This is a genomic window from Mesorhizobium sp. EU05-FHT14A09 (assembly GCF_058790995.1).
On sequence record NZ_JBYTDF010000004.1, the window covers coordinates 483,236 to 504,120 of the forward strand.

18 protein-coding genes are annotated in these 20,885 nt (G+C 62.9%); 8 read left to right on the top strand and 10 right to left on the bottom strand.

The genetic code is table 11. The annotated features are described in order from the left end of the window. Positions 1-66 precede the first annotated feature (66 nt). The 3 genes from AC3WTO_RS17325 (at position 67) to AC3WTO_RS17335 (ending at position 3,360) form a co-directional block, all read left to right on the top strand. A complete protein-coding gene (locus tag AC3WTO_RS17325) occupies positions 67-1,077 on the top strand; it encodes an NADP-dependent oxidoreductase (protein WP_492461982.1) in 1,011 nt (336 codons plus the stop codon). A 143-nt stretch (positions 1,078-1,220) separates the two neighbouring features. Next, complete coding sequence (locus AC3WTO_RS17330) at positions 1,221-1,883, top strand: dihydrofolate reductase family protein (RefSeq protein ID WP_492461983.1); 663 nt, start codon at positions 1,221-1,223, stop codon at positions 1,881-1,883. Between the two features lie 166 nt (positions 1,884-2,049). Beyond that, positions 2,050-3,360, top strand: a complete 1,311-nt coding sequence (locus AC3WTO_RS17335; protein WP_492461984.1) for a tetratricopeptide repeat protein — start codon at positions 2,050-2,052, stop codon at positions 3,358-3,360. 10 nt (positions 3,361-3,370) lie between these two features. Here AC3WTO_RS17335 and AC3WTO_RS17340 read toward each other — a convergent pair whose 3' ends face one another. Both AC3WTO_RS17340 and AC3WTO_RS17345 read right to left on the bottom strand, forming a co-directional pair. Next, complete coding sequence (locus AC3WTO_RS17340; RefSeq protein WP_492461986.1) at positions 3,371-3,637, bottom strand: hypothetical protein; 267 nt, start codon at positions 3,635-3,637, stop codon at positions 3,371-3,373. A gap of 91 nt (positions 3,638-3,728) precedes the next feature. Then, positions 3,729-5,057, bottom strand: coding sequence for a S8 family serine peptidase (locus AC3WTO_RS17345; RefSeq protein WP_492461987.1), 1,329 nt, complete (start codon positions 5,055-5,057; stop codon positions 3,729-3,731). Positions 5,058-5,418: 361 nt separating this feature from the next. Between AC3WTO_RS17345 and carB the strand changes: the two genes are divergently transcribed. Further along, positions 5,419-8,907: a carbamoyl-phosphate synthase large subunit gene (gene carB / locus AC3WTO_RS17350; protein ID WP_492461988.1), complete on the top strand. Its 3,489-nt coding sequence runs from the start codon at positions 5,419-5,421 to the stop codon at positions 8,905-8,907. Positions 8,908-8,962: 55 nt separating this feature from the next. Here the strand turns inward: carB and AC3WTO_RS17355 are convergent, their stop codons facing one another. The 3 genes from AC3WTO_RS17355 to AC3WTO_RS17365 all read right to left on the bottom strand — a co-directional run bounded on the left by AC3WTO_RS17355 (position 8,963) and on the right by AC3WTO_RS17365 (position 11,324). After that, positions 8,963-9,415 carry a GFA family protein gene (locus AC3WTO_RS17355; protein WP_492461989.1) on the bottom strand — a complete coding sequence of 151 codons (453 nt, stop codon included), beginning with the start codon at positions 9,413-9,415 and terminating at the stop codon, positions 8,963-8,965. Positions 9,416-9,643: 228 nt separating this feature from the next. Further along, positions 9,644-10,135 (bottom strand): GNAT family N-acetyltransferase, encoded by a 492-nt coding sequence (locus AC3WTO_RS17360; protein WP_492461990.1) that lies wholly within the window; start codon positions 10,133-10,135, stop codon positions 9,644-9,646. Between the two features lie 31 nt (positions 10,136-10,166). Then, positions 10,167-11,324 (bottom strand): transglycosylase SLT domain-containing protein, encoded by a 1,158-nt coding sequence (locus tag AC3WTO_RS17365; protein ID WP_492461991.1) that lies wholly within the window; start codon positions 11,322-11,324, stop codon positions 10,167-10,169. A 184-nt stretch (positions 11,325-11,508) separates the two neighbouring features. Here AC3WTO_RS17365 and AC3WTO_RS17370 point away from each other — a divergent pair, with 184 nt between their 5' ends. Further along, positions 11,509-12,114, top strand: a complete 606-nt coding sequence (locus AC3WTO_RS17370) for a methylated-DNA--[protein]-cysteine S-methyltransferase (protein ID WP_492461992.1) — start codon at positions 11,509-11,511, stop codon at positions 12,112-12,114. A 253-nt stretch (positions 12,115-12,367) separates the two neighbouring features. Here the strand turns inward: AC3WTO_RS17370 and AC3WTO_RS17375 are convergent, their stop codons facing one another. Continuing rightward, on the bottom strand, positions 12,368-12,694 hold the full coding sequence (locus tag AC3WTO_RS17375; protein ID WP_492461994.1) for a hypothetical protein: 327 nt from the start codon (positions 12,692-12,694) through the stop codon (positions 12,368-12,370). A 270-nt stretch (positions 12,695-12,964) separates the two neighbouring features. Between AC3WTO_RS17375 and AC3WTO_RS17380 the strand changes: the two genes are divergently transcribed. After that, positions 12,965-13,174 (top strand): cold-shock protein, encoded by a 210-nt coding sequence (locus tag AC3WTO_RS17380; RefSeq protein ID WP_024925349.1) that lies wholly within the window; start codon positions 12,965-12,967, stop codon positions 13,172-13,174. A gap of 232 nt (positions 13,175-13,406) precedes the next feature. On the opposite strand, the gene AC3WTO_RS17385 is transcribed toward AC3WTO_RS17380, so the two are convergent. The 3 genes from AC3WTO_RS17385 to AC3WTO_RS17395 form a co-directional block, all read right to left on the bottom strand. Then, the gene (locus AC3WTO_RS17385) at positions 13,407-14,033 is read right to left on the bottom strand and encodes a glutathione S-transferase family protein (protein ID WP_492461995.1); all 627 of its coding nucleotides are present in this window, start codon (positions 14,031-14,033) and stop codon (positions 13,407-13,409) included. A 146-nt stretch (positions 14,034-14,179) separates the two neighbouring features. Beyond that, positions 14,180-14,791: a glutathione S-transferase family protein gene (locus tag AC3WTO_RS17390; RefSeq protein WP_492461996.1), complete on the bottom strand. Its 612-nt coding sequence runs from the start codon at positions 14,789-14,791 to the stop codon at positions 14,180-14,182. Between the two features lie 237 nt (positions 14,792-15,028). Next, positions 15,029-15,928: an EAL domain-containing protein gene (locus tag AC3WTO_RS17395; protein ID WP_492461998.1), complete on the bottom strand. Its 900-nt coding sequence runs from the start codon at positions 15,926-15,928 to the stop codon at positions 15,029-15,031. Between the two features lie 197 nt (positions 15,929-16,125). Here AC3WTO_RS17395 and AC3WTO_RS17400 point away from each other — a divergent pair, with 197 nt between their 5' ends. Beyond that, a complete protein-coding gene (locus AC3WTO_RS17400) occupies positions 16,126-17,328 on the top strand; it encodes a pyridoxal phosphate-dependent aminotransferase (protein ID WP_492461999.1) in 1,203 nt (400 codons plus the stop codon). Positions 17,329-17,399: 71 nt separating this feature from the next. On the opposite strand, the gene AC3WTO_RS17405 is transcribed toward AC3WTO_RS17400, so the two are convergent. Then, entirely contained in the window at positions 17,400-17,795 is a 396-nt protein-coding gene (locus AC3WTO_RS17405) for a (R)-mandelonitrile lyase (protein ID WP_492462000.1), read from the bottom strand. 183 nt (positions 17,796-17,978) lie between these two features. Here AC3WTO_RS17405 and AC3WTO_RS17410 point away from each other — a divergent pair, with 183 nt between their 5' ends. Continuing rightward, positions 17,979-20,030, top strand: coding sequence for an elongation factor G (locus AC3WTO_RS17410; protein ID WP_492462001.1), 2,052 nt, complete (start codon positions 17,979-17,981; stop codon positions 20,028-20,030). Positions 20,031-20,885: the final 855 nt, after the last annotated feature.

Genomic DNA, 20,885 nt, shown 5'->3' on the forward strand with positions numbered 1-20,885 from the left:
ACCGCATATGTTACCAACAGTAAGTTACGTACAGTAGCTTGCTGTTGGATATATAGGAGAGACACGATGTCTGTTGTAGCCCAGGAAATTCTCTTGAACAGCCGTCCCACCGGCGCGCCCACCCTCGATACGTTCCGTACGGCCACGCGCTCGCTGCCCACCATTGGCGACGGCCAGCTGCTCGTCCGGACATTGTGGATGTCGGTCGACCCTTACATGCGCGGCCGCATGCGTGACCAGCCGAGCTATATCGCGCCTTTCCAGATCGGCGAACCACTCGAAGGTGCAGCCGTCGGCGTGGTCGAAGAATCGCGAGCCGATGGTTTCGCCAAGGGCGACGTGGTGAGCCATTTCTCCGGCTGGCGCGACCATGCCCTGATCGACGCGCAGACCGCCACCACGATCGACCTCGCAGCCGCACCCGCCCAAGCCTGGCTCGGGCCGCTCGGCGTCCCCGGCTTCACCGCCTTTGTCGGGCTCGAGCGTTTTGGTGCGCTGAAATCAGGAGACACCGTCTTCATCTCCGCCGCAGCCGGCGCGGTCGGCTCGATGGCCGTCCAGATCGCCAAGGCCAAGGGCGCTCGCGTGATTGCCTCGGCAGGCAGCGACGACAAGGTCGCCTGGGTGCGCGAGCTCGGCGCCGATGAGGTCATCAACTACAAGGCGACCAAGGACCTGACCGCTGCGCTGCGCAGGGCCGCCCCCGACGGCATCGACGTCTATTTCGACAACGTCGGCGGTAAACATCTCGATGCCGCGCTGGCCGCTGCAAAGGATTCCGCCCGCATCGTCATCTGCGGCATGATCGCGGGCTACAATGAAGAGCAGCCTTCCGAAACCATGCATAACCTCTCCGCCATCATCATCAAGCGGTTGTCGTTGCGTGGCTTCATCGTGCTCGACCACTACGATCTCTATCCTGAATTCTCCACGGCGATGATCGGCTGGCTGAACGACGGCAAGGTCAAGTCGCGTGACACCATCTATGACGGCCTCGACAACGCGCCGAAGGCCTTCCTAGGCCTGTTCAGCGGAGACAACACAGGCAAGATGCTGGTCAAGCTCGCCGATCGCTAGAGCTTTCGTGCCGTCCGGCGATGTACCGGACGGCATCCCCCATTCATTTGAGATTTTTTTCATCACCATGTCGGAACGTGGCCCACCAGCCCGTCCTAGGGCGGACTTCGGAATTGGCCGAGGAAAAGATCCTGGAGACCATCATGAGAAAGATCATCGTCGCCACCTTCGTCAGCCTCGACGGCATCATGCAGGCTCCCGGCGGCCCGCAGGAAGACCCGACCGGCGGCTTCAAATTCGGCGGCTGGGTCGCCTCGCATTTCGACGAGGAACTGGGAGCGGCGCTCGGCGAAATCTTCGGCCGTCCCTATGACCTTCTGCTCGGCCGCAAGACCTACGACATTTTCGCCGCGCACTGGCCTTTCATCAAGGACGGCCCGGACCAGGCGATCGCCGACAGCTTCAACAACATCACCAAATATGTCGCCTCGCGCTCGACGCCGAAACTCGCCTGGCAGAAGAGCCAGTTGCTCGGTTCCGATGTCGTCGCGGCGCTGAAGAAGCTGAAGGCGGAGGACGGTCCTGACCTGCTGGTGCAGGGTTCCGGCGATTTCCTGCAGACCCTCTGGAAGCACGGCCTGGTCGATGAACTCAGCGTCCTGACCTTCCCGGTCCTGCTCGGCAAGGGCAAGAGACTGTTCGGTGACAGCGTCGCTCCCGCCGGACTGAAGCTGGTGAAGGCGAAGTCTTATCCGAGCGGTGTCATCGTCGCCAACTACGTGCCGGACGGCGAGGTCAAAACCGGCGATTTCTCGCTTGGCGAGCCATCCGAAGCCGAGTTGGAACGCCGCAAGAACCTGAGCTGAGCCCACGGTTCTTCACAAGACGCAACGGAGCGTTTCGCACGAGGCACTCCGTTCGTGCTTTTGTACTAGGTCATCGCGGCAACCGTTCCCGATCTTGATTTTACGATCGTATCCGCGCCTCTTAGCCGGCGCGGTGGGAACGCTGACCAGACGAAAGGTCATAGCGATGACGAAAGCAGGCTTGGCGCTTGTCCTGCTGACGCTCCTGGCCACCCCCGCCCCGGCACAACAGCCGGCGGCCGACCTCGATCGTCAGTTGAGCGAGCAGGAAGCGCGGCTTCGTCTTGATCCCAGCGATCCCGTTGCCCACCAGAACCGTGCGGTGATCTGGTTCCAGAAACGGGAATTCGACAAGGCGATTGCCGATCTCAGCGAAGTTATAAGGCTGACCAAGGGCAGCGCCGTAGCCTATAACAACCGCGCCACCGCCTATCTCAAACTGGGGGAAGTCGGCAAAGCCCTTTCGGACTACAACCGCGCCATCGAGCTCGGCTATCGCAAGGCTTACGCGGATCGCGGCCTCGCCTATGCGCAAACCGGCAAATATGATCTCGCCTTTACGGATTTCGACAGGGCGCTGACGCTCGATCCCAAGTCCTTCGTGGCCTTCGGCAATCGTGCCAAGACCTATGTCCTGCAATCGCGGCTCGACCGTGCCATCGAGGATTTCGACAAGGCGATCGCCCTCAACCCGAATGTGGCAGCGTTGTACAAGGAGCGCGGCGAGGCACGTTTCCTGAACAAGGATTATGGGGACGCTGTCACGGACATGACCAAGGTGATCAGCCTGGAGCCCGGCAACTTCGAGGCGCTGTTCACCCGGGGAAAAAGCTATGCGCAGCTTGGCCGGTTCGAGGAGGCGGTCAGCGACTACACGGCCGCGCTCGACTTGTCCGGAAAGCGCACGAACTACCATGTCCTCATCTATGTCGCGCGTGGAGCCAGCTATCAGCTCACCGGGCAATTCACGGCGGCACTTGCCGACTACGACAAGGCGCTGGCGATCAATCCGGCATCGGCAGCGGCGCTTGCAGACCGTGGCGCCGCCTATCTGAAGCTGAAGCAGTTGAACCGCGGTCTCGCGGATCTGGACAAGGCGATCTTTCTCGAACCCAGCAACGCCGGCTACCACAATGTCCGCGGCGTGGCGTTCGCCGAAACGCGCCAGCTCGACAAGGCGCTCGACGAATTCAGCCGCGCCCTGAACCTCGATCCGAAACTGTCGAAGACCTACCTCAATCGTGGCCAGACCTACGCCATGCAAAAGCGCTTCAATGAAGCGATCAAGGACTATGACGAGGCCGCCAGACTCCGGCCCACCGACGCCGAAGTCTTCTACAGCCGCGGCGTAGCCTACGCGAACAGGAGCGAGGATGCGAAGGCCAGAGCCGACCTGGAAAAGGCGCTGGACCTCAAGCCGGATTACCGGCTGGCGAGGCAGGCACTGGATGCGCTGGAGGCCAGGGGGAAGAAGTAGTCGGGTGCCTCTACTTCCGCGTCGGTCCGAACGGCTCGATGCGGGGATTGGAGAAAGGGCCTTTCACCGGCTGGCTGCCGGCATCCGCAGTGGGCAGCGCCTTGATGGCGGTTTCGTGCACCTGCACGGCATAGAGCCCCTTCTGCGGGTCCAGCACGACGACACCGAAACCTTTGTCCATCTCGGCCGCAGGCACGCCAAGCAGTTCGGCGGCCCGGTCGAGGCCGGGTTCACCTTCAGGACAGGCAATGGTCATGAGCACCATGTCGCGGGACATCACCGCTTTGTCTCTTCGTTTGTCGCGCAGTGCGACTCGCCTGCGATTCCTCTTTCGCGGACCGTCACATCAGCCCTGCTTGAGCGCTGGTCTACAGTCCGAAATGCTCGGCGACCGGCAATGGATCGATGATCCCGGCGCCGTAGTCGTTGTTCCATCCGGACTTCGGCCAAGGCTGTTTCTGCGCCTCGGCCTTTATACGGTCAAATAGGTCGCGCGGCGAGACTTTGCTACTCGGCAGGCCGCTGCGGATCGCCGCGACACAGCCGGCCGCGACCGGGCTCGCCGTCGACGTGCCGGTGTCCGGCGAACCTTCACCGAAGGCCTGCGAACCGAGGAAGTGGCTGTAGCTGGTGAGATCGGGTTTTTCGCGCGCCATGTTGGGTATGGCCGGTCCCTGGCTGGAATAGCCGAGCCGCACTCCATCGACATCGCAGGCCGCCAGGGTAAGCACGTCGGGATGCGCATTGGCGCCGCTGATCGAATGGCGTGTCACACCCTGGCAGCGCCCGCTCGGGCAATCGGCGCCGCAATTGCCGGCGGCAAACAGCACGTCGGCGCCGGCCCGCGCGATCGTGCCGACCATGATGTTGAACGGATGGTTCGGATTGTCTGCGTAGCGGCCGGGATGGCCGGGCGGGAAATCCCAGCTCGGATGGTACATGCCCCAGCTGTTGTTGATGACCAGCGCCTTGTATTTCCAGTCCGGACCGGTGAATTGCTGGTGCAGGTAGGAAAAGGCCAGCAGCGCATCGCTCAGGAAACCGGCCATGACGCTGCCGCCCGGCGTCTCCGACTGCAGGATCGGGAAATCGAGCAGGCTGCAGGCAGGCGCGGCGATCAGCGCGTCATAGGCGCACATGGTGCCGTGGTCGACCGCATAGTCCCCGGGCGTGTTGCGGATGTTGGATGGCGCCCAGGAGATCTTCCTGTCGAGTTTCGGCGACAACCCAAGCGCTTTCAGGTGCCTGACGTTGATGCCGGTGTCCATGATGGCGAGCGCGACATCCTTGCCCTCCAGACCCTTGTCCTTGAGCCGGTCGAGCCTGAGCAGCCGGGCGACGTCTTCATGCGAACCGACCGCATCGACCCCGCAATAAGGGTCCTTGAACATGCCGATCTGCGGATCGGCGAAGATCTGCACGCCGCGGCCTGACGTGCGCACGTCGTCGATGCGGTTGGCCTCGATCGTGCCGCGCACGGCAAAGACCGGCGCCTTCTCGATATGCGATGCAGCCAGTCTCACCTTGCCCGGCGTGCGCGCGGCGATCGGCAGCGGCGGAAAGGCGGGATCGACCAGCAGCCCGCCCTTTTTGGTCGGGGCAGCTATCGGATCGTAGCGTTCTTTCGAAAAGGCAAGCTGGCTGCTCTCCCGCACGAGAGCCTTGGCCGGAAAGGTGACGATGACGGACACGCGCATGACATGGACCTCCTCGTTGCACCGACCCTAACACAGGCCGGCGGGGCGTGGACCAGACTTGGGTTCACATGCTGACACATGCCTGCCATCGAAGAGCATGGCGACGGTCCCAGCGACGGCGTGGCAGACCGGCGTTTGGTATCCATCCGCAAGACAAGTGGACCGACGCGGCAAAACGGCAACCGTATCGTGCATTTTCGGGGTTACATCGGCGAAAACTCTCCCCTATAAGGCCCGCCTAGCCTGATAGAAGAATCCATCCTGCGCACCCTGGCCGGGCCTCTGCGACGCATCGTCATGCGAAACGGAGAATCCCCCGCCCCGGGTCTTCCGCGCAGGCTAGAATGAACGGACCGAGCCCATGCCAAGACGCACCGACATCAAGTCCATCCTGATCATCGGTGCCGGCCCTATCGTCATCGGCCAGGCCTGCGAGTTCGACTATTCCGGCACCCAGGCATGCAAGGCGCTCAGGCAGGAAGGCTACCGCGTCATTCTGGTCAACTCCAACCCGGCCACGATCATGACCGATCCGGAGCTGGCGGACGCCACCTACATCGAGCCGATCACGCCGGAAGTGGTGGCCAAGATCATCGCCAAGGAGCGGCCGGACGCGCTACTGCCGACCATGGGCGGCCAGACCGCGTTGAACACCGCACTGTCACTGCGCCGCATGGGCGTGCTCGACCGCTACAATGTCGAGATGATCGGCGCCGATGCACATGCCATCGACAAGGCCGAGGACCGTTCGCTGTTCCGCGAGGCCATGGCCAAGATCGGTCTGGAGACGCCGCGCTCGATGCTGGCCAACGCCTCCGCCGTCAAGGATGAGGATCGCAAGAAGCACGAGGCCGAGCGCGCTGCACTGAAGGCATCGGGTGCCGACAATCTCGACGCGGCGCTCGATGCACTGGAAACACAGTGGAACCTCGGCGAAGGCGACCGCAAGCAGCGCTACATCAACCACGCGATGGCGATCGGCGCCCAGGCGCTCGACCATGTCGGCCTGCCGGCCATCATTCGCCCCTCCTTCACCATGGGCGGCACCGGCGGCGGCATCGCCTACAACCGCACCGAATTCTTCGAGATCGTCGGCTCCGGCCTCGATGCGTCCCCGACCACCGAAGTTCTGATCGAGGAATCGGTGCTCGGCTGGAAGGAATACGAGATGGAGGTCGTGCGCGACCGCGCCGACAACTGCATCATCGTCTGCTCGATCGAGAACATCGACCCGATGGGCGTGCACACTGGTGACTCCATCACCGTGGCCCCGGCGCTGACCTTGACCGACAAGGAATACCAGATCATGCGCAACGCCTCGATCGCGGTGCTGCGCGAGATCGGCGTCGAAACCGGCGGCTCCAACGTGCAGTTCGCCGTCAACCCGGCCGATGGCCGCCTCGTCGTCATCGAGATGAACCCGCGCGTGTCGCGCTCCTCGGCCCTCGCCTCCAAGGCGACCGGCTTCCCGATCGCCAAGATCGCCGCCAAGCTTGCCGTCGGCTACACGCTGGACGAGCTGGAGAACGACATCACCGGGGGCGCCACGCCCGCCTCCTTCGAGCCGTCGATCGACTATGTCGTCACCAAGATCCCGCGCTTCGCCTTCGAGAAATTCCCCGGCGCCTCGCCGGTGCTGACCACGGCCATGAAGTCGGTCGGTGAAGTGATGGCCATCGGCCGCACCTTCCAGGAATCGCTGCAGAAGGCACTGCGCGGCCTGGAAACCGGCCTCACCGGCCTCGACGAGATCGAGATCCCCGGCCTCGGCGGCAATGGCGGCGCCGACGACAGGAACGCCATCCGCGCAGCACTCGGCACGCCGACGCCGGACCGGCTGCGCATGGTGGCGCAGGCGATCCGCATGGGCACCTCGCTTGAGGAAGTGCACGCCATCTCCAAGATCGACCCGTGGTTCCTCGAACAGATCGGCGGCATCATCGCCATGGAAGCACGGGTACGCGAGCACGGCCTGCCGGAAGACGCCGCCAATCTGCGCATGCTGAAGTCGATGGGCTTTTCCGACTCTCGTCTCGCCTCGCTCACCAGCCAGGATGGCGACGCGGTCGCCAAGCGTCGCGCAGCACTCGGCGTGCATCCGGTCTACAAGCGCATCGACACCTGTGCGGCCGAATTCGCCTCGCCGACGGCCTATATGTATTCGACCTACGAGACGCCTTTCGCCGGCAGCCTCGCCGACGAAGCCAAGGTTTCGGACCGCAAGAAGGTCGTCATCCTCGGCGGCGGCCCCAACCGCATCGGCCAGGGCATCGAGTTCGATTATTGCTGTGTGCACGCCGCCTATGCGCTGCGCGAGGCCGGCTATGAATCGATCATGGTCAACTGCAACCCGGAGACGGTCTCGACCGACTACGACACCTCCGACCGCCTCTATTTCGAGCCGCTGACCGCCGAAGACGTGCTGGAGATCCTGCGTGCCGAAAAGGCGGCCGGCACCTTGCACGGCGTCATTGTGCAGTTCGGCGGCCAGACCCCGCTGAAGCTGGCCGATGCGCTGGAGCGCGCCGGCATCCCGATCCTCGGCACCTCGCCCGACGCCATCGACCTTGCCGAAGACCGCGACCGCTTCCAGAAGCTGCTGCACAAGCTCGACCTGAAGCAGCCGAAGAACGGCATCGCCTATTCGGTCGAGCAGGCCCGCACGGTCGCCGGCGAGCTTGGTTTCCCGCTGGTCGTGCGCCCGTCCTATGTGCTGGGCGGCCGCGCCATGCAGATCATCCACGATGAGGGCATGCTGCAGACCTATCTGCTCGACACGGTGCCGGGCCTGGTTCCCGAAGACATCAAGCAGAAATACCCGAACGACAAGACCGGCCAGATCAACACGCTGCTCGGCAAGAACCCGCTTCTGTTCGACACCTATCTGTCGGGCGCCATCGAGGTCGACGTCGACTGCCTGTGCGACGGCAAGGCCACCTTCGTCTCCGGCATCATGGAGCACATCGAGGAGGCCGGCATCCACTCGGGTGACAGCGCCTGCTCGCTGCCGGTCTATTCGCTGTCGACCGAGCTGGTCGACGAGCTGGAGCGGCAGACATCGGCGCTGGCCAGGGCGCTCAATGTCGGCGGCCTGATGAACGTGCAATACGCCATCAAGGACGGCGTCATCTACGTGCTGGAAGTGAACCCGCGCGCCTCGCGCACCGTGCCGTTCGTCGCCAAGACGGTCGGCAAGCCGATCGCCAAGATTGCCGCGCGCATCATGTCGGGCGAAGATCTCGACGGCGCCTTCGCCCATTACGGCGACAAGCCGGACCCGCGTCGGCCCGGCCATGTCGCGGTCAAGGAAGCGGTGTTCCCGTTTGCCCGCTTCCCCGGCGTCGATATCCTGCTCGGGCCGGAGATGAAGTCGACCGGCGAGGTCATGGGCCTCGACCGCGACTTCGCCATGGCCTTCGCCAAGAGCCAGCTCGGCGCCGGCGTCGACCTGCCGCGCTCGGGCACGCTGTTCGTGTCGGTGCGCGACGAGGACAAGGCCGGCGCGCTGCCGGCGGTGAAGCGCCTGGCCGGCCAGGGTTTCAGGGTGCTTGCCACCTCCGGCACCGCCCGCTACCTCAAGGAAAATGGCGTCGAAGCCGAGAAGATCAACAAGGTTCTGGAAGGCCGCCCGCACATCGAGGACGCCATCCGCAACCGCCAGGTCCAGATCGTCTTCAACACCACCGACGGTCAGAAGGCCGTATCGGACTCCAAGTCGCTGCGCCGCGCCACGCTGATGCAGAAGGTGCCTTATTACACCACACTGGCCGGCATGGGCGCAGTGGCCGAGGCGATTGCGGCGCTACGCGCCGGCTCGCTCGAGGTCAGGCCACTGCAGGAATATTTTTGAGGGCTGGAGTGGTAGGCGTTCAGGCACGCGAGGGAGCTAGGCATGCACTGCCTGCTCACCTCCACTCCCTGTACGCCGTCATCAGCCCCTCATAATCCTCCATCGGCGGCAGAGCCTCATAGCTCTTCACGGCACCGGTTTCGGCGAAATGCAGCTTTTCGCCGACCCAGGTCTCGATATAGGGCGCGAAGTCGCCTGCCTCTTCCAGCAGCGTCGGGCGCACATTGACGAACCAGTCCATGCCTTCGGCCCTGGTGAACATCCACGTCATGCAGCGCGGACAGAAGTAGTGATGCGCGTCGGGCCCATGCAGGCCGCCGACCACCGGCTCGCCTTCGGTCACCGCAAAGCCTTCCGCTGGAATGGCGGCTGACAGCGAATAGGCGGAAGAGCTCATCTTCTGGCAACCCGTGCAGTGGCAGGCCATTGTCACCAGCGGTGCCGCACGCACCTCGATCTTGACCTGTCCGCAGCGGCACGCGCCTTGTCTCGGCAGTTTCCAGTCCATCGCCATCTCCTGTCGTTTGTCGCAGGATAAGCGGGTGACGGCGGCAGACAAGCGCGGCAGCTCGACGCGCCTGAAAGCCAACCAGTCGAAGACACTGCGGTGCGACTTGAAGCCGGGTCTGGATCGCAGCACCTTCGTCTGCGTTCCGGAATGGTTCCCGACACTCTCCGGTCGCTTCGCTCCATGCGAGGTCGAGGATGACGGAGATTGGGCTAGGCGAGCCCACCCTCAGCCGTCCCAGTCGACCTCGACCATGCCATGCCGCCGGTAGAGGCGGATGGCATTGGCGTTTTCGACCACCTTGGTCTTCAGGTCGAGACGGCTGGCGCCGCGCGCCTTGAACACGGCAAAGACATGCAGCAGCAGGGCTTCCGCCAACCCGTTTCGCCGCGCGCTCGGATGCACCGCGAGATATTTGAGGTAGTCGCTGGTCCAGCACAGCGCCACCGCCACCACCTGGCCTTCGGCATTGTCGACGACAAACCACAGGGACGGGTCGAACTCGGAATCACTGGAATGCTGCGCCCACCAGAGGTCGAAGTTCTTTTCTTCCTTCTGCAGGGTCTGGGTCAGCAGCCTGTGTACGGCAGGTGCGTCGGCCGGCCGGAATGCCCGCATCGTGAAGCCGTCGGCCCAGACGGCAGCCGGCAGGTCCCCGACCAGCGAACGCCGCAAACGGATACTGATATCGTCGGCCGGACTGGCCTCGGGCTGCGTCATCGGTGTCCCCCTGCTCCCGGCCGCACCCGGCTCAGGCGTCGGGAGCCGATTTGCGCTTGCGATCGCGGCCGAGCCCGGTTTCCTCGAGCAGGCCCTTGCGCTTGGCGTCGTAATAATAGCCGGTCTGGTAAAGGCGGTCTGCGCGCTTGTAGTCGCCATTGGCCACCAGGAAGGCGCCGCGCAGATATTTCACCGCGTATTTCAGGTTGGTTTCGGCATCGAACAGCCCCTTGGGCGAACCGCCGTAACCCATGCCGCGCGCGGTGGCATGCTTGATCTGCATCAGGCCCCAATGGCCGTTGTTGTAGGCGAGTGGGTTGAAGGTCGACTCGCGTTTGACCACCGAACGCACCAGTTCCACCGGCACTTCGTAGAGCGCGGCATATTTGGTGATCAGGCGATCGACCTCGCCGCGGCCGGCGCTGACCGGCCCCGGCCTTTCGGCCTCCGGCTCGGGGATCATCAGATAGGTCGGAACCGGGCCGGAATAGGCGATGGGCTGAACGCCCGGCAGTGATGCGATCGCCTTCGGAGCGGCAGGAGCCGCCGGGAAAACCAGGCTGGTGGCGGCGGAAGCAACGACCACCGGTTTCGGCTTCGGCGTCGGCAGGTCACCGCCCATGCGGGCCGACAGCGTGCTGACGCGCGCGCCTGTCTCGGTTGTTGTCGCTGCCTGCGGCTGGGCCGCTGCAGCCTGCACTGTCGCTGCCTGGGCGGCGGCGGTCTGTGCGGTCTGCTGTCCCTGGACCACCGGCTGTGCCGTGGTAGCCGGCTGGGTTGTGGTCGCCTTGCCATTGACCGCGACCGCGGCGGGCGCAGTCGCCGTGCCACCCGGCTGTGCCGGAGCCGGCGCGACAAAGGTCGAAGCATTGGCAAGCCGCGCGCTGGTGCCCGGCGTCGTCGCCAGCGTAGCGGGGCTGTCGGCATGCTGCTGCGGCGTCGCACCGGCAAAAGCGTTGCCGGTGGCTTCAGCGGGAAGTGCCGCGAACTGGACCGGCGTCAGCCCGGAGGATTCCGGCAGCACCGAGACGGCATCCGGCAGCGCCAGTGCAAAGCCGGCATCAGCCTCGCTCACCGTGGTCGTGGCGGGAGCCAAGGACGGCTTGACGGCAGTCGTTGAGGTGCAACCGGAGACACCGGCCGCAGCCAGGAGAATGCCGATCGACAGGGTGTGGGTTGTTGTTCGCAAGCCGCGCTCTGTTCGTGCAAATCGTTAAATGCTCCTTACACCAGCACTTTTGGTGGGGCAACATGGCCGATTATCGGTTTTCGGGTGGCGAAAAGCCGCAAAACATGCAGAATCGTTCATGATTTGTACCTGGGAGCACCGTTGGCTTTCCTGGAAACCAGCGCCCGAATGGAAGGAGCCCACCATGCAGACCGCCATTGAAAAGAATGTTGAAAAAAATCTCGGCGTCATGCCGGGCCACACGATTTTCCCCACGGCACTCGGCTTCATGGGCATCGCCTGGAATGAGCGCGGGCTGATCCGCCTGTGCCTGCCGCAATCGAGCGCCGAGAGCCTGGAGCGGCGCCTGCTGCGGCTGGAAAGCGTGCCCGGCAAGCGTTTCGAGGACGGCACCGCCCTCGGCTGGGTCGGGGAGCTGGTCAACGCGATCAAGGCCTATGCCGCCGGCGAAACCGTCGATTTCTCAACCGTGCCGGTCGATCTCGATGGCGTCGACGACTTTCGGCTCGCCATCTACGATGCCGCGCGCAAGCTGGCCTTCGGCGAAACCACCACCTATGGCGAACTCGCCAAGCGTGCCGGCCACACCGGGCTGGCCCGCGAGACGGGCGCCGCCCTCGGCGCCAATCCGGTGCCGCTGGTCATCCCTTGCCACCGCATCACCGCGGTCGGCGGCAAGATAGGCGGCTTCTCGGCGCCCGGCGGCTCGGCGACCAAGGAAAAGATGCTGGCGATGGAAGGCGTTCGGGTCGGCCCGCCTCCCTCGAAGCAGGCCTCATTCGGGTTCTGATGGTCCGCTTTGACGTTTCGGTGCGTCCTTCGGGGCTCGCCCGCATGATTTTTCGCTATCTTTTGAACGCTTTGTGGGCTCGCACCTCAGGATGAGGAACGTTGCGTGAAACGCCATCCGAGCTTCGAAACGTCTCAGAATTTAAGGCCCTCGGCACAACGGCCCTCATCCTGAGGTGCGAGCGAAGCGAGCCTCGAAGGACGCACCCAAAATTCTCTCCCGCCGCTCGAAGAGCCCTCACCCTGTCGGCACTCTAGTCGAATGGCAGGATGAAGCGTCGGCGATCGAAATCGGGGCGCTTGCATCGGTACACCGGGCAGGATCCGGTATCGGCACTCGGCACGGAGGCGCGGCTGCGGACCTCGCCCATGTCGCAGAATTCAACACTTGCAACATAACGGTCATAAAGCGTGAGGCGTGGATTGCGCGGCGACCGATAACGCAGGATCACGGCGCCTTCGCGGTCGACGAGACGCTGCACGCGGTCGCAGCTCATGCGCGTCGGATCGTGGCGTGAAATCGCCTGGGCTTCGGCCGCAACAAGCGAAAGGCATGCGGCAAGCAGGATCGTCTTTTTCATGGTTCCTCCAGCGCGAAGCATCCTTTGATCATAGATTACGCCGACAGTCGGCACCTTGCCAGCCGCGCAGTGTCTCGCGTCAGGATCAAACAACACCGCCTTGTTTTTGGTGAAAAAGTCGCTTATATGCGTTGCGTTGATATTTGGGCCGATTGACCCTACGCCTCGCGATCTTCGCGTTTGCTCCCGTCTTTCTCCAAAATCTCGATACCAAAGGCCGGATAGGGTCCGGTCTGAAGAAAACGCAAGTGAATGTGAAGGAACATTGATATGGCAACTGGAACGGTCAAGTGGTTCAACGCCACCAAGGGCTTCGGTTTCATCCAGCCTGACGCCGGCGGCGCGGACGTTTTCGTCCACATCTCCGCTGTGCAGCGCGCTGGCCTGACCACCCTGGCTGATGGCCAGAAGATCAGCTACGAGATCGAGCAGGACCGCCGCACTGGCAAGTCGTCCGCTGGTTCTCTGTCGGCAGCCTGATTTGGCGCAAGGCGCGCGCCGGGCATCTGTCCGGGGCGCGCGGCAAGTCACGGATGTACTGACGGTCGCGCGACAAGCGCGCCGGAGCGGAAACGGAAGGACCGCCGAAGTGGCAGATTGCCACCGGCACCACCAGAGACGCTCCGGGTCAGGCTAGCAGACTTAACGAAAGGCGGGATTTTTCCCGCCTTTTTGTTTTTTGTTTTGCTTTTGGGATGGTTCACCGTCCAACTCAGGCCGGAGCGACGAATTCCTGCGCGATGGCCTTGAAAACCGGCATCGCTTCCAGCGTCGCCGCATGACGGGCAAGCCTTGGAAACCCGGCCATCTCGGCCAGCCCCGGATGCGCGTCGTTGAGAAAACGCAACGCCGTCGCCACCGCAACGTCGGCGTGACCGATCCGCTCACCGAACCAGAATTCGCCCGGCTGCGCGGCGCGATCCTTCTCCAGCACCTCCAGCACACCGGCAATCTGGGCGCAGCATCGATCGACCCACATGCCGGACATCTCGTCGTGCAGGCGCTGTTCATAGAACAGGCTCACCGCCTTGTCGGCCAAACCGGTGGCAAGGGCCGCAACCTTCAACGCCTTGTGCCGCAATGGCTCAGCGCGCGGAAACATCGCCTGTTCAGGCGCAACCAGGCTGTCGAGATAGTCCAGCATGAGGTGGCTTTCGATCAGCACCTCGCCATCGTCCAGCACCAATGTCGGCACACGGGTCAGCGGGTTGAAGGGACGGATGCTGTCGGCGTTGCCGAAAGTCGACCAAGGCCGATGCTCGAAGGGAATCCCGTACAGGGTCAGCGCGATGCCAACGCGCCTGACGAAGGGGGAATCATACTGCCCGATAAGGATCATGCGTCACCCTGCTGCCCTGTGCACGGACTGTCTGTGAGACTGAGCACTTCCGGCGAAAACAGAATCGCCTTCAATGCTCTCTCTCTTTGTTTTTACGCAATTCCAGGCGCAAAACCGCTGCGCACTTTTGCCGGAATTGCTGCATGTCACGGTAGCCATTCGATCGGCACGTGACCGGGATCTGCTTCCACTCGTTTCAGCCATGCGCCGACCGCCGGGAACGCCTTCAGATCAAAGCCGCCAAGCTCGGCCGTGTGCGTATAGGCATAAAGAGCGATATCGGCGACGCTGTAGGCTTCGCCGGCAAAGAACGGGCTCTGCCCGAGTCTCTGCTGCATGACGCCGAGCGCCCTGTTGCCGCGCTCCAGCGTCATCGCGAGACGTTCCGGCGTCGCATCCTTCGCCCGCTCCGGAAAAGTCAGCAGCGCCTTGCGCACGGCAATGTTGGGCTCGTGGCTGTATTGTTCGAAGAAGAGCCACTGATAGGCCAGAGCCCGCTCGTAGCGGTCGGCGGGCAGGAAACGGGTGCCTTCCGCCAGATAGAGCAGGATGGCGTTGGATTCTGCGATACGGCGGCCGTCGTCCAGCTCCAGCATCGGCACCATGGCGTTCGGATTCTTGGCCACATAGTCCGGAGTGCGCGTTGCCCCGTCATGCGACGACACCTCGACATTGGTGAAGGACCGACCGAGCTTGGCCATCAGCAGGCGCGGCTTGTAGCAATTGCCACTGTCGATCATGCTGTAGAGAATGGTCATCCTGGCTCCCTCGAAGCATCCGTTTGCCCGAGCAGAACCCCGGCAACCAGCGATTTCTTTTTGTGAATATCAATCAACGCCGTTGATGTGTCCCTGCCCCCGGATCATCGAAAGCGTGTCACCGACAATGCGGCCACCCGAAACCGGACGACATGAGCAGCGCCGGTAACGCGACCTGCCTGCCGACCTTTGCAAAACAGTTGCGCGCCGTTGCTGGAACTGCTGGCCGTCAAGCGCTCACTGAATGATGCGCTTGCCGAAAACCCTGGTCGGCCGGGCTGGTTGGGTCGAGATGCCGTCGCCGAGATCACCACTGGCCCGCTGCCCGGGTTCAGGCATGTGCACGGGCCTGGCATAGCTGCGGAAACTGGTCGGCGCGATTTCCGGCTTGGCCAGGACGTAACCCTGCACCATGGACGCCCCGGATTTTTCGGCAAGATCGAGCTGCCAGGTCTCTTCGATGCCTTCGAAAACCGTCCGGATGCCACGACCTTCGAACGCCGCCACCATGGTCATCAGCAAGGCGAAGCCGGCGCCAGATTCCATCAGCTGGGTGATCCAGTGCGCATCGAACTTCACGATGTCCGGCTTCAGCTCCTTGATGCGATTGATGTCGGAATCATCGGCGCCGTAGTCGTCGACGGCGATACGGAACCCGTTAGCCCGCAGCGCGTCGACGAAATCGCCGAGCGCATCCTTGGACGCCGAGCGTTGTTCCGTCACCTCGCAGACGACCCGCTTGGGATCGATACCCGCTTCGTGCAGCACCAGGCGCATCTCGCGCAACGCGTTGTCCGACACCGCACGGTCGATGAAAACGGATGGATCGAAGTTGATGAAGATGCTGGCGTCTTCCGGCAGGCAGGCACCGGCATTGAGCAGGTGCAATGTTCTGGTCAGCGCTTCGATATGCAGCCTGTCGACGGGCGGGCAGGTGGCGAAGAACTGACCCGGCGATTGCGGTTCGCCGTCGCGGAACGGCCGTATCAGCCCTTCGAAGGCCGCGATGGAGAGTTTGCCTTCCTCGAAGGCGAAGATCGGCTGGAACGCGCTCTTCAGGGTGTACAGGCCCCACACCCCGGTCGAGGTGCCATCATCGTGACGGATGATATGAGCGAGCCCTATGCTGCGCGACACTGTCCCTCACTTCGTCGCGTGCGAAAACCAGGCCAATTTACCGGCCAAGGTTTTATCACGCGTTAATGATCCCGAATGGCTCTGGCGAAGCCAAAACTGAGCCTTTGGCTCAGCAAACGAAGCTTGCGCTTGTTTTGCCGATACGACAATAGAGACGCCGCTGCCGCGTTTGGCAGCTCCCTCATGGAGATGATGTCATGGCCTTCCTCGCCGATGCCCTTTCCCGCGTAAAGCCTTCCGCGACCATCGCGGTGACGCAGAAAGCGCGCGAGCTGAAAAACGCCGGCCGCGACATCATCGGCCTCGGCGCCGGCGAGCCCGATTTCGACACGCCCGACAACGTCAAGAACGCGGCGATCGAAGCGATCCGCCGCGGTGAGACCAAATATCCGCCGGTTTCCGGCATTGTCCCGCTGCGCGACGCGATCGCCAGGAAGTTCAAGCGCGAGAACAATCTCGACTACAAGCCGGAGCAGACCATCGTCGGCACCGGGGGCAAGCAGATCCTGTTCAACGCCTTCATGGCGACGCTGAACCCCGGCGACGAAGTGGTCATTCCCCGTCCCTATTGGGTGAGCTACCCAGAGATGGTGGCGATCTGCGGCGGCACGGCGACCTTCGCCGAGACCAGCATCGACAACGGCTTCAAGCTGACGGCCGAAGGCCTGGAGAAGGTCATCACGCCGAAGACGAAATGGCTGGTGATGAACTCGCCATCCAACCCGTCGGGTGCTGCCTACACCGAGACCGAACTCAAGGCGCTTGCCGAGGTGCTGCTGAAACACCCGCAGGTCTGGATCCTGACCGACGACATGTACGAGCACCTCACCTATGGCGATTTCGTCTTCAGGACGATCGCCGAGGTCGAGCCGCGCCTCTATGAGCGCACGCTGACGATGAACGGCGTGTCCAAGGCCTACGCCATGACCGGCTGGCGCATCGGCTACGCAGCCGGACCGCTGCCGCTGATCAAGGCGATGGACATGATCCAGGGCCAGCAGACCTCGGGCGCCTGCACGATCGCACAGTGGGCCTCGGTGGAAGCGCTCAACGGCCCACAGGATTTCGTGAAGAAGAACAAGGCGATCTTCCAGGCGCGCCGCGACCTCGTCGTGTCGATGCTGAACCAGGCCCGTGGCATCTCCTGCCCGTCGCCGGAAGGCGCGTTCTATGTCTATCCATCCTGCGCCGAGCTGATCGGACGAAAGACGCAGGGCGGCAAAATCATCGATTCCGACGAGACCTTCTGCTCGGAACTGCTGGAAGCCGAAGGCGTGGCGGTGGTGTTCGGTTCGGCGTTCGGCCTCGGCCCGAACTTCCGCATCTCCTACGCAACGTCCGAAACGTTGCTGGAAGAAGCCTGCACGCGCATCCAGCGCTTCACGGGCAGCCTCAGCTAAGCCGCCAGGCGGTTCGCACCACTCAAAAAAGCCCGGTCACGACCGGGCTTTTTTTGGCAGGTAGCATCAGGTCAGCCCTGATACTGCTCGTCGCTGACCGGCTCCAGCCAGTCGACCGGCGAACCATTCAACGCTTCCTGCATGGCGATATGGGTCATCGCCGTCTTGCTGGCCGCACCATGCCAGTGCTTCTCGCCAGGCTCGAACCAGACGGTGTCGCCGGCCCTGATCTGCTGGATCGGCCCGCCCCAGCTCTGCGCCAGCCCGGCACCGGAGACGACATGGATGGTCTGGCCGAGCGGATGCGCGTGCCAGTGGGTACGTGCACCCGCCTCGAAACTCACCGAGGTCGCTCTCAGCCGCGCCGGCGCCTCCGCCTCGATGATCGGGTTCTGCGTCACCCTGCCGGTGAAATAGGCGTTCGAGGCGAGAACGGTCGGCACGCTGCCGCAGGCGATGATCTTCATCGAATTCTCCTTCAGGATTTGCAGGGCAGTCTCTTTGTCGACCAAGCATGGCGTCATCTATTTTCCTTGCCCTGCTTTCGAACCCATGTTTCGATGTTTCCAGGTCGCTTGCAAACGCTTTCGACCTGCGACGGCCGACAGGCCGGCCGCCGCTCTCAGCGGAATGCCTGAGTGGAGGTCAGCATGGGTAATCGCGCCGGAGGACGACGCTCGGGACCGAAATGCATCGCCATAGTCGGTCCCTTCGCAAGCGGTAAGACGACACTTCTCGAAGCTATTCTCGCCCGAACGGGCGCCATTCCTCGCCAGAACCCGGTTTCATCCGGCAACACGGTATCGGACCATTCCGCCGAAGCCCGCGCCCATGCCATGAGCGTCGAGGCAACCGTTGCCACCACCGAATTCATGGGCGACGAGTTCACCTTCATCGATTGCCCCGGCTCCATCGAGTTCGCGTTCGAAGCCGAGCCTGTCCTGGCGGGTTGCGACATCGCCGTCGTGGTCGCCGAGGCGGATGAGAAGAAGATCCCGGCCCTGCAGCTCATCATGCGCAAGCTGGACGATCTCGGCGTGCCGCGCATCCTGTTCCTGAACAAGGTCGACAAGGCGATCGCCGGCGTACGCGAGACGCTGAAGATGCTGCAGCCGACAAGTTCCGTGCCGCTGCTGCTGCGCCAGATCCCGCTGCGCAAGGACGGCGTCGTCATCGGCTCGATCGACCTCGCGCTCGAACGTGCCTACATCTACCGCGAATATGCCGAGAGCGAAGTCGCCGAAATCCCCGGCGACGACAAGGCGCGTGAGATCGAGGCGCGGTTCTCGATGCTGGAAACACTCGCCGATCACGACGACCAGCTCATGGAGCAGTTGCTGGAGGAGATCGAACCGCCGAAGGACGCCATCTTCGACGACCTCGCCGCCGATTTGCGCGCGGGCACCGTTACGCCTGTGCTGATCGGCACGGCGGAGAAAGGCAACGGCGTTCTGCGGCTGCTGAAAACGATCCGCCACGATGCACCGGACATCGAGGCGACGCGCAGGCGCCTCGGCACGCCGGATGGCGCAGCGACGGTCGTGCAGGTGATGAAGACCATCCACACGCCGCATGGCGGCAAGCTTTCGGTCTCCCGCATTCTCTCGGGCCAGGTCAACGACGGCACCGAGCTGTTCCTGCCCGACGGCAACAGCACGAAGGTGTCCGGCATCTACCGCATGCTCGGCAAGGACCAGTCGAAGCTGAGCGCGGCGAAGGTCGGCGAGACGGTCGCGCTCGGCAAGCTGGACGAAGTCCGCACCGGCCAGACCCTGACGTCGGCAAAGGGCGGCGTCAAACCACTCGTCGATCTCGCGCCGCCGCAACCGGTTTATGCTTTTGCCCTGCGGCCGAAAGAACGCAAGGACGACGTCAAGATGTCGGCGGCCATTCAGCGCCTCGCCGAGGAGGATCCTTCACTCAGCCTCAGGCACAACCAGGACTCGGCCGAGACCGTGCTGTCCGGCCATGGCGAGATGCATCTGCGCGTGGTGCGCGAACGGCTGGAGGGCAAGAACCAGATCCCTGTCGAAGGACATGCGCCCGCGGTGCCCTATCGCGAAACCATCCGCAAGTCGGTGCAGCAGCGCGGCCGTCACAAGAAGCAGTCGGGCGGTCACGGACAGTTCGGCGATGTCGTGCTGGAGATCAAGCCATTGCCGCGCGGCACCGGCTTCCAGTTCACCGACACCATCACCGGCGGCGTCGTGCCCAAGACCTACATCCAGTCGGTCGAGACGGGCGCACGCGACTATCTGAAATCCGGCCCGCTTGGCTTCCCTGTCGTCGACGTCGCCGTCAATCTTTCCGATGGCTCCTACCATGCGGTCGATTCTTCCGACATGGCGTTCCAGATGGCGGCAAAGCTCGCCATGAAGGAGGGCATGGCGACCTGCTCACCAGTGCTGCTCGAGCCGATCATGAAGGTCGAGATCGTCACCCCTTCCGACGCCACGGCCAGGATCATCGCGCTCATCCCGCAGCGGCGCGGACAGATTCTCGGCTATGACGCCCGCGCCGACTGGCAGGGCTGGGATGTCGTGGAAGCGACCATGCCGCAGGCCGAGATCGGTGACCTGATCATCGAACTCCGGTCCGCGACGGCGGGCGTCGCCAGCTATCGGGCGAGTTTCGACCACATGGCGGAATTGACCGGCCGTCTCGCCGATGACGTGATGAACGCCAACGGCAAGGCCGCCTGAAGATGCCTGACTGAACAGGCTTCCCGGCCCTAGAGCGTTTCCGTTTTTCACGGAAACGCGGAAACGCTCTAAGTTTTTGTTTTCCCCGCATTCTTGTAACGCCAAGTGATTCCACTTGGCTACAAAATGCTCAAGCCGGAAAGCGATTTGGGCGTGAAAGAAAAACGGCGTCCAGCCATGCTGGACGCCGTTTTCGCGGACCGCTTTCTTGGGAGAAAAGACGTCAGGTCCGCCGCATGTATCCAATCCAGGGACCGTTACCTCGACCGGAAGAATAAGGCTGGACGCGGTCGTTGCCAGAGCCTGATCGAGCGTGAGATGCCCCCATCCCTCGAACGAATCTGACCGCGTCCTGACTACGTGTTTACGCGCTAATTCGCGCCCTATGCATGTTACTTGGGGTTACACGTGACCGTTACATGACGAATAACTAACATTCGACAGGTTCGGTGCGACACGCCCCAAGCCTTTCCGAGCGCCCGCTCCGTACGGAGGGATCAGCTCAGTGCCAGAGCCTTGCGGTATTCGATTGCTTCCCTCTTCGGGCAACAAAAAAGCCGGATCACGAAGACCCGGCTAAGTTGAATGGAAGTGCCCGTTAGGGCTAAACCTCCAGAGGGGAACACTCGAGGGCGCTAATGGGAGGAGAACGCGCCCAGGAGATGATTGATATATGGGCGCATCCTGCCCAACAAACAAGCATCTATTTTGCAACGCACACATGCAAAAAGGCATAGGCTGTGGTCCAACGTACATTTCTTGGCCATAGGGCCAGAAACGCAGGCATATTGCTCCCACAGCAGCATGTTGCACCGCAGATCGATGCATTCATAGGCGGAAGAAAGACCAAGGCCT